The following is a 15,967-nucleotide window of genomic DNA, read 5'->3' on the forward strand; positions in this document are numbered from 1 at the left end:
GAAGTGTGCAGAGACGAATCATGGGTATCGAGACGGAATTCGGCGTTACCTGCACCTTTCACGGGCACAGGAGACTGAGCCCCGACGAGGTTGCTCGTTACCTCTTCCGTCGTGTCGTGTCGTGGGGTCGCAGCTCCAACGTCTTCCTCCGTAACGGAGCCCGCTTGTACCTGGATGTGGGTTCGCACCCGGAGTACGCGACGGCCGAGTGCGACAGCCTCATCCAGCTGGTCAATCACGACCGTGCCGGTGAGCGTGTGCTCGAAGAACTGCTGATCGACGCCGAGGCGAGACTCGCCGAGGAGGGTATTGGTGGCGACATCTATCTCTTCAAGAACAACACCGACTCGGCCGGAAACTCGTACGGCTGCCACGAGAACTTTCTCGTCGCGCGCGCCGGTGAGTTCTCCCGCATTTCGGATGTCTTGTTGCCGTTCCTCGTCACGCGCCAGTTGATCTGCGGCGCCGGAAAGGTACTGCAGACTCCGAAGGCCGCGACGTTCTGCCTCTCGCAGCGCGCGGAACACATCTGGGAGGGCGTCTCGTCGGCTACCACTCGCTCGCGTCCGATCATCAACACCCGCGACGAACCGCACGCGGACGCCGAGAAGTACCGCCGCCTGCACGTGATCGTCGGCGATTCGAACATGGCCGAAACGACGACGATGCTCAAGGTCGGTTCTGCCGCACTGGTGCTCGAGATGATCGAAGCCGGGGTGTCGTTCCGCGATTTCGCTTTGGACAACCCGATTCGTGCCATCCGCGAGGTCAGTCACGACGTGACCGGTAAAAAGCCGGTTCGCCTTGCTGGTGGACGTCAGGCCAGTGCTCTCGATATTCAGCGCGAGTACCACGCCAAGGCGGTCGAACATCTGCGTAACCGCGAACCGGACCCGCAGGTGGAGCAGGTAGTCGACCTGTGGGGTCGCACCCTCGACGCCGTCGAAGCTCAGGATTTTGCGAAGGTCGACACGGAGATCGACTGGGTCATCAAGCGCAAGCTGTTCCAGCGATACCAGGACCGTCACGGTTTCGATCTGTCCGATCCCAAGATCGCGCAGCTCGACTTGGCGTACCACGACATCAAACGCGGCCGGGGCGTCTTCGACGTGCTCCAGCGCAAGGGCTTGGTCAAGCGGGTCACCGAGGACGAGACGATCGACGACGCCGTCGAGAATCCGCCGCAGACCACGCGCGCCAAATTGCGGGGCGACTTCATCACCGCAGCCCAGGCAGCAGGCCGGGACTTCACAGTCGACTGGGTTCACCTCAAGCTCAACGATCAGGCACAGAGAACGGTGCTGTGCAAGGACCCGTTCCGCTCCGTCGACGAGCGTGTCGAGCGTTTGATCGCTTCGATGTAGGTCACCCAATTTCACGATTTACAACACAGCAGGTCTGTTTTGCGGCGACGCGCCGGGCACGAAAGTGTCCGGCGCGCGTTCGGTTATCGGATAGCCACTAGGATTTCGGCGTGGCGACATCAAAAATCGAGCGGTTGATGAACCTGGTGATCGCGTTGCTGTCCACCAGACAGTTCCTCACGGCGGAGAAAATCCGTGACAGTGTGGCCGGGTACAACGATTCCGCGAACTACGAAGCGTTCAGTCGCATGTTCGAGCGCGACAAGAACGAACTTCGTGACCTGGGTGTCCCGTTGGAAACCGGTCTGGCAGGACGGTTCTCGACCGTCGAGGGGTATCGGATCAATCGCAACGCCTACGAGCTTCCGGACGTGGACCTCACCAGCGAGGAATCTGCTGCAGTCGCCGTCGCGGTGCAGTTGTGGGAGTCGCCGGAACTGATTTCGGCAGCCCAGAGTGCACTACTCAAACTCCGAGCGGCCGGCGTCCAGGTCGACTCAGAAGTCAGTGCCGCCCCGGTCACCGCGATTCCGGCACGCACTCGCGGTTCGGAGCCCGCGCTCGGCAAGCTGCTTGCAGCGGTCGACGCCGGCCGAGCAGTTCATTTTCAGCACCGCGGCGCATTGAACGAACCGTTCACCGAGCGCACCGTCGAACCGTGGGGCGTCGTCACGCACAACGGCAAGTGGTACCTGGTCGGGCACGACGTCGACCGTGATGCGGTGAGGACCTTCCGGCTCTCACGGATCGGTGACGACGTCAGGGAGTTCGGCCCGGCCGGTTCGGTTCACAAACCTGAAGGTGTCGACCTTCGCGAGGTCGTCGATCGCGTGACCGGTTCGGGCGTCGTGACCGGGACGGCTACGGTGTGGGTCGCAGACGGCCGCGCCCATGAGCTTCGGCGGCTTGCGACGTCGTCGTCCGAACGGCGGTTGACCGATCGCGACGGCAGCGTGCTGGCCATCCCCGTCCGATCCTGGGAATGGACCGCTCGGTTGATCGCCGGTCACGGGTTGGACGCATTGGTGCTGGACCCACCGGATTTGCGTGCTGAGGTCGTCGCGAAGCTGCGCGCCGCCGCGGCGAGCCCGATCACAGGCAATGGACAGGGGGACCACTGATGAGCAATCGACTGTCGTCGCGGTTGGCACGGCTGCTCAACCTCGTGCCGTACTTCATCGCAAATCCTGGCATCAGTCCCGCCGAGGCCGCCGAGGAGCTCGGTGTCAGCACCACTCAACTGATGACCGACCTCAATCAACTGTGGGTGTGCGGACTGCCCGGTTACGGTCCCGGTGATCTCATCGACCTGTCCTTCTCCGAGGAAAGTATCGAGGTCACGTTCTCGGCCGGGATCGATCGCCCGTTGCGCCTCACCTCGACGGAGGCGACGGCGTTGCTGATCGCCCTGCGGTCCTTGGTGGAAATGCCCGGCATGGTCGATCCGTCCTCGGCGCAGCGTGCCATCGCGAAGATCGAGGACGCAGCAGGCTCTGCCGCGGCACGAGCCATCGGTCAGGACCGGGACACATCGCCGGCGCCGGACATCGCCGAAGACCCGATAGCAGCGACGGTCAGAGCCGCGCTCGCAGACAAGACCGCCCTGCGATTGACGTATTACTCCGCCTCGCGCGACGCGGTCTCCGAGCGCATCGTCGACCCCGTTCGTATCGTGTTGGTCGACAACTACAGCTACCTCCAGGCGTGGTGCCGTCAAGCCGAGGGAGTGCGGTTGTTCAGATTCGATCGGATCGACGCCGCCGTCCAACTCGACGAGCCCGCCGACCCGCCGCCGCAGGCCCTCGAGGAGGATTCGAATCTCGAATTGTTCAGCGGCGACGGTTCCCTTCCGGAAGCGCGGTTGTTCATCACCAAAGAGTGGGTGTGGATGCTCGACTACTACCCGTTGGACGTCGAGCACGTGAACGACGACGGGTCGGTCGAGGCGACGATGAGTTTCGGAACACTTGAATGGATGGCAAGGCTGGTGTTGGGATTCGGTGAGGGCGTTCGGGTCCTTCATCCGCCGGAACTGGTCTCCGAAGTCCATGATCGAGCCGTTGCGGCGCTCGACGCCTATGACGTAATCGGTTCGTAAAACTTCGGGAAACTTCACGTTCAGTGAGTTCGCAGGAAACAAACAGGTAAAAGGTAGCTGAAGTAAGTGCTTTGGCACCTCCGAGCGCCGGTTGTGTCCGGTAGCATCGAGGAATCTGATCATGGGAGGTCGTTATGGGTGCAATGCAGCCGATGCATTGGCTGATTGTCGCTGTTGTCGTCGTAATTCTGTTCGGGTCGAAGAAGCTTCCCGATGCAGCACGCGGTCTGGGTCGTTCCCTCCGCATCTTCAAGAGCGAAGTCAAGGAAATGCAGAACGACGATGCGGCGCCCGCAAGCGCGCCGGTCGCACAGCCTGCTCCGGCACAGTTGCCGACGGCCAACACCGCGGTGGTCGCAAACGGTGCAGCAGCACCTGTTGCGCAGCCGACCGAAGTCAAGCCGCTCTAGTACACACTGCGTTCTAGCCGGGGTGAAATATTCGTTCACCCCGGTTGTCTGCTGACCAAGACCAGGATGCACAGTGCGTATTCCGTTAGACCCGCGTAACCGCAAGCGGAAGGTCAACCCAGACGGCACCATGTCGTTGGTCGACCACCTGTACGAATTGCGGACTCGTTTGTTGTTCGCATTCCTCGGCGTGATCATCACCACGGCGTTCGGCTTCTTCTGGTATTCACACTCGATACTCGGTCTCGAAAGTCTGGGCGATCTGCTTCGCGGACCGTACTGCGAGCTTCCGTCCGAGAGTCGCGCCAACCTCAGCACCGACGACGCGTGCCGATTGCTGGCGACCGGGCCGTTCGAGCAGTTCATGCTGCGATTCAAAGTGGCGCTCACCGCCGGCATCGTTCTTGCCTGCCCGGTGTGGCTTTACCAATTGTGGGCATTCATCACCCCGGGCCTCTACGCCAAAGAGCGTCGCTACGCGGTCGGATTCGTCACCGCAGGTGCCGCTCTCTTCATTCTCGGCGCAATCCTGGCGTACCTCGTCGTGGCGAAGGCTTTGCACTTCCTCCTGACCATCGGTGACAACGTCCAGATCACCGCGCTCAGTGGTTCGGAGTACTTCGGCTTCATCATCAATCTGCTGCTCATCTTCGGCGTCAGCTTCGAAATTCCACTGCTCGTCGTCGTGTTGAACTTTGCCGGCATTCTGACCTACGAGCGTTTGAAGGCCTGGCGTCGAGGATTGATCTTCGGGCTCTTCGTATTCGCTGCAGTTGCCACGCCAGGGTCGGATCCGTTCTCGATGTTGGCGCTCGCGCTGGCTCTGACGCTTCTCTTCGAGGTCGCGGTACAGATCGCTCGCCTCAACGACAAACGTAAGGCCAAGCGCGCCGGTGAAGACTGGGGCGCACTGTCCGACGAGGAAGCTTCCTCCATCTCGGCTCCGTCCGATCTGAACGAGGCTTTCGACAATCCGACCAAACCCAAGGCCGAATCGAGTGGATTGTTCGGACGTAAGTCCAAGTCCAAGGCTCCGGTCGCGGAGAAATCCGACACCGCCGGCGACAACGCGCCCGGCCAGGATTTCACTGACACTCTCTGAGCGCCGTGCCACCACGTCGGCGGCGTGTGAAACCCTGACGAGGTGGTTATGAACAAGAGTGAACTGAGCACGTTCGCGTCCAGCCTGAAGTTCGAACTCGATCCATTCCAGGTGAAGGCATGCGTTGCGCTCGAAGCGGGCCACGGCGTCCTTGTCTGCGCGCCGACCGGTGCAGGCAAGACCGTGGTCGGCGAGTTCGCTGTCCACCTGGCTCTCGCGGCGGGCCGCAAGTGTTTCTACACGACGCCGATCAAGGCGTTGAGCAATCAGAAGTACGCTGAACTCGTCGAGCGGTACGGCCCCGGCCAAGTCGGTCTGCTGACGGGTGATTCGAGTATCAACTCCGACGCACCGGTGGTCGTCATGACCACCGAAGTCCTGCGGAACATGCTCTACGCCAACTCCGAGGCACTGCGCGGGCTTTCGCACGTCGTCATGGACGAAGTGCATTACCTGGCCGACCGGTTCCGTGGGGCGGTGTGGGAGGAAGTGATCCTGCACCTGTCCGAGGACGTACGCCTGGTGAGTTTGTCGGCGACCGTGAGCAATGCCGAAGAATTCGGTGCCTGGATGGAAACCGTCCGCGGCGACACCACTGTGGTCGTGGACGAGACTCGGCCGATCCCGCTGTGGCAGCACATCATGGTCGGTAGGCGAATCTTCGATCTCTTCGACAGTCGTAGTCATCCTGCTGCCGGGCCGAAGACCGTGCTCGTCGACCAGGATCTGGTTCGCCACGTCAAGCAGCGTCAGGCTCTCGAACGCGTCGAGAGCTGGCAGCCGCGTGGCCGCGGACGACGCGGCAGCTACCAGAGTTCCAACGATTTCCGGCCCTTGCCACGACCTGACGTCATCGCTCAGCTCGATCAGTCCGGACTGCTCCCGGCCATCACTTTCATCTTCAGCCGCGCCGGTTGTGATGCGGCTCTTGCACAGTGCCTGCGGTCCAGACTGGATCTCACTTCGCCGGAGCAGGTCCGCGAGATCGACACCATCATCGAGAAACACACCGGGGAACTACCCGAAGAGGATCTCGAAGTTCTCGGATATCGGGACTGGTGCAAGGCACTACGACGCGGACTGGCATCTCACCATGCCGGCATGCTGCCGGCATTCCGCCAGACAGTCGAGGAACTGTTCGTCAAGGGGCTCGTGCGGGCGGTCTTCGCGACCGAGACGCTGGCCCTCGGCATCAACATGCCGGCACGCACGGTGGTGCTCGAACGTCTGGTCAAGTACAACGGTGAATCGCACGCCGAACTGACGCCGGGGGAGTACACGCAGCTGACGGGTCGGGCCGGCCGACGCGGCATCGACGTCGAAGGCCACGCTGTGGTCCTGTGGCAGCCCGGGGTCGAGCCGACGGATGTCGCCGGCTTGGCGTCGACACGGACGTTCCCGCTCCGCAGTTCGTTCCGCCCCTCGTACAACATGTCGATCAATCTCGTCGAACGCATGGGCGCGGCGGATTCACGGAATCTGCTCGAACGTTCCTTCGCGCAGTTCCAAGCGGATCGCTCGGTGGTCGGCCTGGTGCGTGGCATCGAGCGGAACGAAGAAGCACTGAAGGGTTTGCAGGAGAAACTCGGCGGTGCGGACGGCGAATACTTCGAATACGCGTCGTTGCGTGAGCGGCTCAGTGCGCGCGAGCGCGCGCTCGAACGTAAGGGCCGCGAAGACCGACGCGGAGATGCGGTGGAGTCCCTTCGTGCACTCGCCCGCGGTGACGTGATCGCAATTCCCATCGGTCGTCATTCCGGGGTGGCAGTGGTCCTCGTCCCGGACAACGATCCGAAGGACCCGCGTCCGCTGGTTCTGACTGCCGACCAGTGGGCCGGCCGAGTCTCCTCGGGTGATTTCCCGGAAGCAGCCGACGTTCTGGGAAAGATGCGACTGCCCAAGCATGTCGATCACCACACCGCCCGGATCCGGCGCGATCTGGCCTCGGCGTTGCGTAGTACCGGGATCAGTGCCCCCCGGCGAAAGAAGCGCCACAAGGCGGGCGCGTCCGAAGATGCCGAGGTCGCTACTTTGCGACGTGCTATTCGCTCGCATCCGTGCCACAGCTGGCCCGATCGTGAACATCTGAGCCGGATCGGTGAGCGCTACAACCGGCTGGCCAGGGAAACGCAGTCGATGAGGGAAAAGGCTGCGGCCACCACCAACTCGTTGGCGCGGACGTTCGACCGCATCATTGCGCTACTCAAAGAGCGTGAGTACATGACTGCCGAAGCAGCGCCCGAAGTCACCGAATCCGGACGACGACTCAGCCGCATCTACTCGGAAAGCGACCTTCTGGTCGCCGAATGCCTGCGGACCGGGGCGTGGACAGGACTCAGCCCGGCCGAGCTGGCGGCCGTCGTGTCCTCGGTGGTCTACGAATCACGTCGGGACGGGGACACCGTCGATCGGGTGCCGACAGCGGCGCTTCGTCACGCCCTCAACGACACTCAACGATTGTGGAGCGAACTGCGGTCGGACGAGATTCGCCACAAGCTGCCGCCGACGCGGGAACCGGATCTCGGATTCGTCACTGCCGTTTATCACTGGGCGAGCGAAAACTCGCTTGTCGACGCACTGATCGCGGCCGGAGTGCAGGGTCGTGCGCTGTCTGCGGGTGACTTTGTACGTTGGTGTCGTCAGGTGATCGATCTCCTCGATCAGGTCCGCCTGACTTCGACGGACGCCGACGTTGCGAAGACTGCGGCGCGGGCGGTAGCTGCAATTCGTCGCGGGGTAGTTGCTGTCGACGCAGCATGACCGCAACTATGTGGTTTGATTCGCAGACTGGTATTTCGAGTGGGAGGCGAACATGAGCGGGCCTTACGGACCGAACGATCCGAATCGGCAATGGGGTCCTGGTGATCAGCAGCAGTCGAACGAGCAGCAGTGGGGGCAGAATCCTCAGCAGCCGGGCGGACAACAGCAGCCTGGTCAGCAGCCCGGCCAGCAACAGCCGTGGGGTCAGCCTGGTCAAACACCGCAGCCCGGCCAGCAACAGCCGTGGGGACAACCTGCCTACGGCCAGCCGGGTGGTCAGCCTGCGTACGGTCAGCCGCAGCAACCTGGACAAGGACAACCCGGCCAGCAACAGCCGTGGGGACAACCCCAGCAACAACCTCCCGCACAGCCGTGGGGTCAGCCCGGGCAACAGCAGTCACCTGACGCAACCCAGGCGTGGGGTCAGCCTCCGGCTGCCGCACCGCAGCAGGCGTGGGGCGCCACGGCCCCCGGGCAGACTCCGGGACAGCAGAACCAGTGGAACCAGGCTCAGCCGTTCCCGAGTCCCGGTGCGCCCGGAAACCAGTCGGGTAAGTCGAAGAAGCCCCTGATCTTCGGTGCGATCGGCGTTCTCGTCGTTCTTGCCGCTGTCGTGGTGGCCCTGGTGTTCGGAGTCTTCGGCAAGAACACACTCGATCAGAGCGCGGCTCAGGCCGGCGTCGAGAAGATCGTCACCGAGTCCTACGGGGCGAAGAACGTGAGCAACGTTCAGTGCCCCGCGGACCAGGAAGTCAAGTCAGGCAACAAGTTCACCTGCACGCTTTCGATCGCGGGTGTGAAGTCGAACGTGACCGTGACGTTTGTCGACGACAACGGCACGTACGAGGTCAGCCGCCCGAGCTGACGCCCTATTGGTCGGAACGGCCTGCCGCCGCAGCCTCGAGCGCGGCGGCAAGCCGGCCGGCCGAGCGCTCGATGTTCAGCGAGGCCGCCACTTCCTCGAGGCGTGCGGGATCGACGGGGGTCGCCGGGAGTCGGTCGTCCTTCGAGAACTGAACGTCCGCGTCGCGAACCACTCGTACGACCGGCAACGCAGCATCAAGGTAAGCCATTGCCTCAGGTGAGGTCAGTTTTGCGCGAATCCCCTTGGCCATATCCGATTCAGGATCAGCTGCAGCCGCCCGAAGTCCGGCCAACGAGCCGTAACGGAGCATCAGTGTCGACGCAGTCTTCTCACCGACACCCTTGATGCCGGGTAGACCGTCGGAGGCGTCTCCGCGCAGTACCGCGAGTTCGGCGTAAGCCTCGCCCGCACGGTCACCGGGGACTCCGTACTTCTCCGCAACCTCGACCGGTCCGAAGAGTTCCGCCTTGGACAGGCCACGGCCCACGTACAGGACACGGACGGGCACGTACTCGTCGGTGACGACCTGCAGTAGGTCTCGGTCACCACTGACGACGACGGTGAGATCTTCGCGCTCGGTGGCGGCAAGCGTTCCCAGTACGTCGTCGGCTTCGAGTCCGACTGCACCCGCCGTCGCGATACCCGCTGCAGCGAGCACGTCCATGATCATGTCGACCTGAGGCGTCAACGTGTCCGGAACTTCTTCGGACGCACCGTCAGAGCCTTCCTCGACGCGATGTGCTTTGTACGTCGGAACGGCGTCGACGCGGAACTGCGGTCGCCAGTCCAAGTCCAGGCACACCGCGAGACGACTCGGCTGGTGTTTGGTGATCAGGGAAGCAACCATGTCGGTGAATCCGCGCACCGCGTTGACAGGTCTGCCGTCGGGGTCGACGAATGACTCGGGCAGTGCGTAGAACGCACGAAACCACAGGCTGGCACCGTCGAGGAGAAGCAATGGCCCACTCATGGTCACCATCCTGCCAGTCGGCACTAACCTGTAAGCCATGACGTCTCCAGCCGAACAGGATTCCCGATTCTCCAGCGCCGTGTACGGCGCACGTATCGCTCGTGCCGCCGAGTTGGCTCGATCAGCAGGTCTCGACGGTCTGGTGGTGACTCCCGGTCCGGATCTGCGGTACCTGACGGGTTCTCGGGCTGACTCGTTCGAGCGCTTGACCGCGTTGGTCATCGCCGCGGACACGGCGAAGGCATCCGTCGTACTTCCTCGGTTGGAGTTGGCGTCGCTGAAGGAATCGGCAGTGGGCGATCTCGGGTTGACCGTCCTCGACTGGGTCGACGGTGTCGACCCGTATGCGATTGTGGCGGCGCAACTCCCGACCGGCGCGAAGGTGGCGGTGACGGATGCGATGCCTGCGCTGCATCTGATCCCGCTCGCAGACACCTTGGGCGCGTTGCCGATTCTCGCCACCGGCGTCTTGCGCGAATTGCGGATGGTCAAGGACGGCGCCGAGATCGAGGCGTTGCGGCGAGCCGGTGCGGCCATCGACCGTGTTCACGCCCGCATGGCCGAGTTCTTGGTCGTCGGACGTACGGAAGCTGAAGTAGGCGAAGCGATTTCGGCGGCGATTCTCGAAGAGGGGCACACCGAGGCCGCGTTCGTGATTGTCGGTTCGGGCCCGCACGGCGCCGATCCGCATCACGAGGTTTCGGACCGGGTGATCGAGAGCGGCGATATCGTGGTCATCGACATCGGCGGACCGGTCGAGCCCGGATACAACTCGGACTCCACTCGCACGTACAGCATGGGGCAGCCGTCCGCGGAGGTTGCCGCACAGTTCGCGGTACTCGAGGCGGCGCAGCAGGCCGCCGTCGATTCGGTGCGGCCAGGAGTCTCCGCAGAATCCGTGGACGTTGCAGCCCGCGAAGTGCTTGCCGCACAAGGGCTTGCAGAGGTATTCGTTCACCGCACCGGTCACGGTATCGGGCTGTCCGTACACGAGGAGCCGTACATCGTCGAGGGCAACACCATCGAACTCGTCGAAGGTATGGCCTTCAGCATCGAACCGGGAATCTACTTCCGCGGCAGTTGGGGTGCCCGTATCGAGGACATCGTCGTCGTGACCGCCGACGGTTGCGAGTCGTTCAACAACCGTCCGCACGGCCTGACTGTCCTCGACTGATCAGCTTTCCTTGAACGCAGCGGACCCGAGTATGCGTGTGACGTCGATTTCGATGACCACGCGCGCGGGATTGACCCGTGGCTGGCGGTACCTCTCGGCATAGCGCCGAACGGCGTCGGCCACGGAGTCCGCGTCGGTGAGCACGCGTGCCGGCCCCTCTAGCGTGAGCCAACGGCCACCGTCGACCGAACTGACGGCGGCGTATCCGCCACGCGCTGCGTTGATCGCCTTCTGTGAGCCACCGCTGGTGATCACGCGCGCCTTTCCGGCTTCCTGGTCCCAGGTGAACCCGACGGCAACGACGTGTGGGGTGCCGTTCGGACGCAACGTCGTGAGTGTCGCGAGGTGGTATTCACCGACGAACTTCAGCCCGTCTTCGGTGAGAGTCTGCTGTGACGATGGCGTGGTGGAGGGGGTGAGCGTCATGCCACGACGGTAATCCAGGACACTGGAGCGGTGACTGCGGGTGCGAACGTGAATGACATCGAGACGGTACTGCTCCTCGGCGGACGAAGTGAGATCGGCCTCGAGATCGCGGTCAGGCTCGCGCCGGGCCGCAACATCGTTCTGGCTGCCAGACGCAGCGGAGAGCTGTCGGAGCAGGAGCAGATGCTCAAAAACGCCGGCGCTGTCGACGTCTCCACCGTCGAGTTCGACGCCGACGCCGTGGACACTCACGGAGAGCTCCTGGGCGCCGTCGTCGCCGAGCACGGTCGGATTTCGGTTGCAGTGCTGGCCTTCGGAATTCTCGGCGATCAGGCGCGTGCCGAAACCGACTCGGCGCACGCGGTCGCGGTGGTGCACACCGACTACGTGGCACAGGTCAGCATCCTCACCCACCTCGCAGAGATCATGCGCCGACAGGGAACCGGAAAGATCGTGGTGTTCTCGTCCGTCGCCGGCGTCCGGGTTCGCCGCGCCAACTACGTCTACGGGAGCGCAAAGGCCGGCTTGGACGGTTTTGCCAGCGGTCTCGGCGACGCGCTGCACGGTTCGGGCGTCCAGTTGATGCTGGTACGGCCAGGGTTCGTCATCGGGAAGATGACCGAGGGAATGTCGCCTGCCCCGATGTCGAGCACTCCGTCGCAGGTCGCCGACGCCGTCGTACGGGGACTGAAATCCGGGGCGACGCGTGTGTGGGTTCCGCGAATTCTGCAGCCGGTGTTCTTCGTCATGCGGCTTCTGCCTCAGACGATCTGGCGCCGGATGCCGCGATGACCGCACACCCGGTGGTGATCGTCGGCATCGGCGCCGACGGCTGGGACGGGCTGTCCGAGAGCGCAAAGGGCGCAATCCTCGGTGCGGAGGTCCTGATGGGGTCGCCGCGCCAGCTGGACTTGGTCCCGGCGACACATCTCGGGGCACGGCGTGCGCCCACCAGGCTCACCTGGCCGTCTCCGATGATTCCGGCGTTGCCGTCGATGTTCGCCGAGAACGCGGACCGCAGAGTATGTGTTCTCGCCAGTGGTGACCCGATGTTCCACGGCCTAGGCGTCACGTTGGTCCGGCTGCTCGGCGCGGACAACGTGCGAGTGATCTCGCACCCGTCGTCGGTGGCGTTGGCGAGCGCGCGAATGGGATGGGCATCGGCCGAGGTCGACGTCGTGAGCCTGGTGAACCGAGACTCGGCGACCGTCTTGGCGGCAGTGGTCGATGGCGCGCGCCTGTTGGTTCTGAGCAACGGGCGCTCGACACCGGGGGAGGTGGCTCGTCTGTTGTCCAGCGCGGGATTCGGTCGATCGATCGTGACCGTGCTGGCCCAGCTGGGCGGGGCCGGGGAATCGCGGACCGTCACGGTCGCAGACGAGTGGGATCACGCGGACGAGGACGTGGACGCGTTGAACGTTCTGGCCGTCGAGTGCATCGCGGCCGATCCTCTCTTGCGGCTGACTCGAATCCCGGGGCTACCGGATGCTGCTTTTGTCGGCGACGGTCAGATGACCAAGCAGGAGATCCGTGCGTTGACGTTGTGCGCGCTTGCCCCGGCGCCGGGAGAACACCTCTGGGACGTGGGCGGAGGGTCGGGAACCGTCGCCATCGAGTGGATGCGAACTCACCCACGTTGCACTGCAACAACATTCGAGAAGGCGGCGAGCCGTGTGTCGCAGATCTGTGCCAACGCGCTCAAACTCGGCGTGCCCGCGTTGAATGTGAAAGGGGCCGCGCCGGAGGCGTTTGCGGACGAAGTCCGACGTCCCGATGCGGTGTTCGTCGGCGGCGGCGTCACGCAACCGGGAATGCTCGAAGCGTGCTGGGAGCAGTTGAGCGTGGGTGGTCGTCTGGTCGCGAACGCCGTGACCGCCGAGTCCGAATCGTTGCTGCTCGGCTGGATGAGTCGCCATGGTGGGACGCTGCGACGCTTTCAGGTGCAGCGCGCCGAGCCGTTGGGAACGTTCAACGTTTGGCGACCGCAACTTCCGGTGGTCCAATGGTCCGTCACAAAACGTCAGCCGTCTGCAGGCGCAGACACAGATACGCCGGAGGAATCCACACAATGACCGTTCATTTCATCGGTGCGGGTCCCGGTGCGGCAGATTTGATCACTGTCCGCGCGCAACGGATCATCGCTGCGAGCCCTGTGTGCTTGTACGCAGGCAGCCTTGTTCCAGCGGAGTTGCTCGAGTGGTGCCCGGTCGGAGCTCAGGTCGTGGACACTGCTCGGCTGAGCCTGGACGAGATCACCGCGATTCTTGTCGAAGCGGATTCCGCTGGGCTGGACGTCGCGCGTTTGCATTCCGGTGATCCGTCGATCTTCAGTGCAGTGGCAGAGCAAGCTCGTCGCCTGGACGCCGCAGGAGTCGATTTCGACATGATTCCCGGTGTTCCTGCATTTACCGCGGCTGCAGCCGCGCTGGGGCGCGAGCTGACTGTCCCAGGCGTCTCGCAGACCATTGTTCTCACCCGAGTCTCCACCTTGTCGACGGCGATGCCGGAGGGCGAGGATCTGCGGTCCCTCGGCCGCAGCGGCGCGACGATGGTGATTCACCTCGGCGCTCATCGCATCGAACAGATCGCATCCGAGTTGGCCGACAATTACGGCGAGGACTGCCCGGTCGCGGTGGTCGCCTTCGCCTCACGGCCCGAGGAGATCGTTGTTCGAGGCACTTTGAAGACGATCGTCGAACTTGTTCATGCGGCCGGCATCACGAAGACGGCCGTCGTGATCGTCGGCCGAGTGTTGACTGCGGAGGGGTTTCCGGACAGCTACCTCTACTCGGCAGCGCGCGAGAGAAGCACACACTGACCTCGACAGGTACTCGTCGCCGCGTACTCCTGCTCGGCGGCACAGGCGAAGGTCGAGTGATCGCTTCTCGCTTGGCCGGTTCAGCCGACCTCGAGGTTGTCACATCGCTGGCCGGCCGGGTTCGTGATCCTCGATGGCCGGAGGGGGAAGTGCGTATCGGCGGGTTCGGGGGAGCCGAAGGGCTGTCGGAGTGGTTGTCGGCCAATGATATTCGTGCAGTGCTCGACGCCACGCATCCGTTTGCCGCTCGCATCACCCAGAATGCGTTCGAAGCGTGCCTTGCGAATTCCGTGCCGTACGCCATGTACCGACGCCCGCCCTGGCGCGAGCAACTCGGTGACACTTGGCTTCCGGCACACGATCTCGATCACGCCGCAGAGTTGGTGCCGACGGTCGGCTCACGCGCTTTTCTGACGATCGGGAGGCAAGGAGTTTCGGCGTTCGACCGCGTGAAGAGCGTCTCGTTTCTCGTCCGCTCGATCGATCCGCCTTCAGGGACATTGCCGCCTCACTCGCAATTGCTGCTCGCACGTGGTCCATTCGACATCGAAGCGGAAGTCGATCTGATGCGAACTCACAGCATCGACGTCGTGATCACCAAGAACAGTGGCGGCGAGCAGACGTACGCAAAGATCGCCGCAGCCAGGCAATTGTCGATCCCGGTGATCGTCGTCGAACGACCACCGATCCCGGCGACCGTCCCGGCATTCGATACCGAAGCCGAGGCGATGGACTGGCTCACGGCTTTCGGTCGTGGAACGGCGCTGTGAGGCCGACATCGCGTTCGCTTCAGGTTCGTCTAAGGTTCCGTGACCATACTGGAGGGATGTTGGGATTTTTCGACGCCGCACTGCGGGACCGCGCATGAGAGTGTCGGTTCCCGGAATGAGCCGTCGAAAACCATCGGGAATTCACGTGCGGACGCTCCATGCTCGCGTGAAATTGCTGACTGCAGGCCTGGTGGCGATCGCGGTGATCGTGTCGGCGTCGGCGGTGTACATAGTGTTCAACGCGTATTTGCAAGGCAACGTCGATCGACAACTCGAGCGCACGAGTGACGCGATCACCGACACCGTCAATTTCGGCGGTGTCACACCGGTTCTGGGATTGACGGCCGGCGCGGATACAGCGGTCATCCAGGCGGTGGGGCTTCTTACTGCCGACGGCGCCTTGGTGACGGCGACTCCCGGTCTGCCGCCGTTCAGCACGAGCGCAGACGCCATCAGGTCGATCGCAGACGGCAATTCGTCGCAGACAATCGCGACGGTTGATGCGTATCGAATTCTTGTCGAGCCCTCGGTTGCGGGCCAGACTTTGGTTGTCGCGCAATCCCTGGGGCCGACGCGTTCGGTACTCAAGCGACTGGCAGTGGTGTTGGCGGCACTCGGGGCGGCCGGAATCGCCCTAGCTTACGCGGCCGGAGATGCTGTGGCACGCACAGGATTACGGCCGATTGCGCGACTTACTGCGGCGACGCGGCGGGTCGCCGAAACGGATGATCTTGCGCCGATCCCGGTGACCGGTGACGACGAGTTGGCGTCGTTGACAGTCAGTTTCAATCGGATGCTCGGGACGTTGTCGGAATCGCGGGCACGCCAGAGAAGTCTGATCACCGAAGCGGGCCAGGACCTTCTGGCTCCTTTGACTGCACTTCGCACCAATATCGAGTTGTTGATGTCTTTCGATACCAAGTCCGGCGCGATTTCCGAGGCGGATGCAACGCAGCTGCGTGAGGAAATCACCGACCAGATGATGGAGTTGACGCTCCTCGTCGGAGAGTTGGTGGACCGTGCGCGGGTTGACGAAAGCACGTTGGGGAGAGGAGATTCCCTCTAAATCGGACGTCTGACCAGCGACTTTGTTGCATTCGTAATTGAAGCAATGGAAGGAGCGCTGGTAATGTGGGGCAATTGTGAAGTTTTTGGGTATAGCTGGAGTGTGGCGCGAACCGTGGGGTTTGCTGGGCGGGGGCCTTTGGAG

15 protein-coding genes are annotated in these 15,967 nt (G+C 63.2%); 13 read left to right on the plus strand and 2 right to left on the minus strand.

The genetic code is table 11. The features are described 5' to 3' along the window. Positions 1-5: 5 nt before the first annotated feature. The 7 genes from pafA (at position 6) to ATN38_RS30730 (ending at position 8,599) form a co-directional block, all read left to right on the plus strand. A complete protein-coding gene (gene pafA / locus ATN38_RS30700) occupies positions 6-1,364 on the plus strand; it encodes a Pup--protein ligase (RefSeq protein ID WP_007729869.1) in 1,359 nt (452 codons plus the stop codon). 110 nt (positions 1,365-1,474) lie between these two features. After that, positions 1,475-2,485 carry a YafY family protein gene (locus tag ATN38_RS30705; protein ID WP_003944939.1) on the plus strand — a complete coding sequence of 337 codons (1,011 nt, stop codon included), beginning with the start codon at positions 1,475-1,477 and terminating at the stop codon, positions 2,483-2,485. Further along, a complete protein-coding gene (locus ATN38_RS30710) occupies positions 2,485-3,462 on the plus strand; it encodes a YafY family protein (protein WP_030536343.1) in 978 nt (325 codons plus the stop codon). Before ATN38_RS30705 ends, ATN38_RS30710 begins: the two co-directional genes overlap by 1 nt. Positions 3,463-3,596: 134 nt before the next feature. Continuing rightward, entirely contained in the window at positions 3,597-3,872 is a 276-nt protein-coding gene (gene tatA / locus ATN38_RS30715) for a Sec-independent protein translocase subunit TatA (RefSeq protein WP_003944836.1), read from the plus strand. Positions 3,873-3,945: 73 nt separating this feature from the next. After that, positions 3,946-4,974, plus strand: a complete 1,029-nt coding sequence (gene tatC / locus ATN38_RS30720; RefSeq protein ID WP_003945030.1) for a twin-arginine translocase subunit TatC — start codon at positions 3,946-3,948, stop codon at positions 4,972-4,974. Positions 4,975-5,022: 48 nt separating this feature from the next. Then, the gene (locus tag ATN38_RS30725) at positions 5,023-7,734 is read left to right on the plus strand and encodes an RNA helicase (protein ID WP_218749319.1); all 2,712 of its coding nucleotides are present in this window, start codon (positions 5,023-5,025) and stop codon (positions 7,732-7,734) included. 52 nt (positions 7,735-7,786) lie between these two features. Further along, positions 7,787-8,599, plus strand: a complete 813-nt coding sequence (locus ATN38_RS30730; protein WP_218749320.1) for a DUF4333 domain-containing protein — start codon at positions 7,787-7,789, stop codon at positions 8,597-8,599. 4 nt (positions 8,600-8,603) lie between these two features. Here ATN38_RS30730 and ATN38_RS30735 read toward each other — a convergent pair whose 3' ends face one another. Further along, entirely contained in the window at positions 8,604-9,569 is a 966-nt protein-coding gene (locus tag ATN38_RS30735) for a 5'-3' exonuclease (protein WP_003944862.1), read from the minus strand. 37 nt (positions 9,570-9,606) lie between these two features. Between ATN38_RS30735 and ATN38_RS30740 the strand changes: the two genes are divergently transcribed. Then, entirely contained in the window at positions 9,607-10,743 is a 1,137-nt protein-coding gene (locus ATN38_RS30740) for a Xaa-Pro peptidase family protein (protein ID WP_065352489.1), read from the plus strand. Here ATN38_RS30740 and ATN38_RS30745 read toward each other — a convergent pair whose 3' ends face one another. Then, a complete protein-coding gene (locus ATN38_RS30745; protein WP_030536346.1) occupies positions 10,744-11,169 on the minus strand; it encodes a PPOX class F420-dependent oxidoreductase in 426 nt (141 codons plus the stop codon). A gap of 30 nt (positions 11,170-11,199) precedes the next feature. Here ATN38_RS30745 and ATN38_RS30750 point away from each other — a divergent pair, with 30 nt between their 5' ends. The 5 genes from ATN38_RS30750 (at position 11,200) to ATN38_RS30770 (ending at position 15,823) form a co-directional block, all read left to right on the plus strand. Continuing rightward, the gene (locus ATN38_RS30750) at positions 11,200-11,961 is read left to right on the plus strand and encodes an SDR family NAD(P)-dependent oxidoreductase (protein ID WP_007729858.1); all 762 of its coding nucleotides are present in this window, start codon (positions 11,200-11,202) and stop codon (positions 11,959-11,961) included. Beyond that, positions 11,958-13,241: a precorrin-6y C5,15-methyltransferase (decarboxylating) subunit CbiE gene (cbiE, locus tag ATN38_RS30755; protein ID WP_218749321.1), complete on the plus strand. Its 1,284-nt coding sequence runs from the start codon at positions 11,958-11,960 to the stop codon at positions 13,239-13,241. Before ATN38_RS30750 ends, cbiE begins: the two co-directional genes overlap by 4 nt. Continuing rightward, positions 13,238-13,987, plus strand: a complete 750-nt coding sequence (gene cobM, locus ATN38_RS30760; protein ID WP_003944967.1) for a precorrin-4 C(11)-methyltransferase — start codon at positions 13,238-13,240, stop codon at positions 13,985-13,987. The genes cbiE and cobM overlap by 4 nt, the downstream gene beginning before the upstream one ends. Further along, complete coding sequence (locus ATN38_RS30765) at positions 13,984-14,757, plus strand: cobalt-precorrin-6A reductase (protein WP_037126390.1); 774 nt, start codon at positions 13,984-13,986, stop codon at positions 14,755-14,757. Before cobM ends, ATN38_RS30765 begins: the two co-directional genes overlap by 4 nt. A gap of 145 nt (positions 14,758-14,902) precedes the next feature. Further along, positions 14,903-15,823: a HAMP domain-containing protein gene (locus tag ATN38_RS30770; protein ID WP_007729850.1), complete on the plus strand. Its 921-nt coding sequence runs from the start codon at positions 14,903-14,905 to the stop codon at positions 15,821-15,823. Positions 15,824-15,967 lie beyond the last annotated feature (144 nt).

The organism is Rhodococcus sp. FH8, from assembly GCF_019266085.1.
Taxonomy (GTDB): Bacteria; Actinomycetota; Actinomycetes; order Mycobacteriales; family Mycobacteriaceae; genus Rhodococcus_F; species Rhodococcus_F qingshengii.

Excerpts from the sequence above, each read along its gene's own strand:
- ATN38_RS30710 (WP_030536343.1), top strand. The coding sequence starts at position 2,485 with ATGAGCAATCGACTGTCGTCGCGGTTGGCACGGCTGCTCAACCTCGTG.
- tatA (WP_003944836.1), top strand. The coding sequence starts at position 3,597 with ATGGGTGCAATGCAGCCGATGCATTGGCTGATTGTCGCTGTTGTCGTC.
- ATN38_RS30725 (WP_218749319.1), top strand. The coding sequence starts at position 5,023 with ATGAACAAGAGTGAACTGAGCACGTTCGCGTCCAGCCTGAAGTTCGAA.
- ATN38_RS30730 (WP_218749320.1), top strand. The coding sequence starts at position 7,787 with ATGAGCGGGCCTTACGGACCGAACGATCCGAATCGGCAATGGGGTCCT.
- ATN38_RS30735 (WP_003944862.1), bottom strand. The coding sequence starts at position 9,569 with ATGAGTGGGCCATTGCTTCTCCTCGACGGTGCCAGCCTGTGGTTTCGT.
- ATN38_RS30740 (WP_065352489.1), top strand. The coding sequence starts at position 9,607 with ATGACGTCTCCAGCCGAACAGGATTCCCGATTCTCCAGCGCCGTGTAC.
- ATN38_RS30745 (WP_030536346.1), bottom strand. The coding sequence starts at position 11,169 with ATGACGCTCACCCCCTCCACCACGCCATCGTCACAGCAGACTCTCACC.
- cbiE (WP_218749321.1), top strand. The coding sequence starts at position 11,958 with ATGACCGCACACCCGGTGGTGATCGTCGGCATCGGCGCCGACGGCTGG.
- cobM (WP_003944967.1), top strand. The coding sequence starts at position 13,238 with ATGACCGTTCATTTCATCGGTGCGGGTCCCGGTGCGGCAGATTTGATC.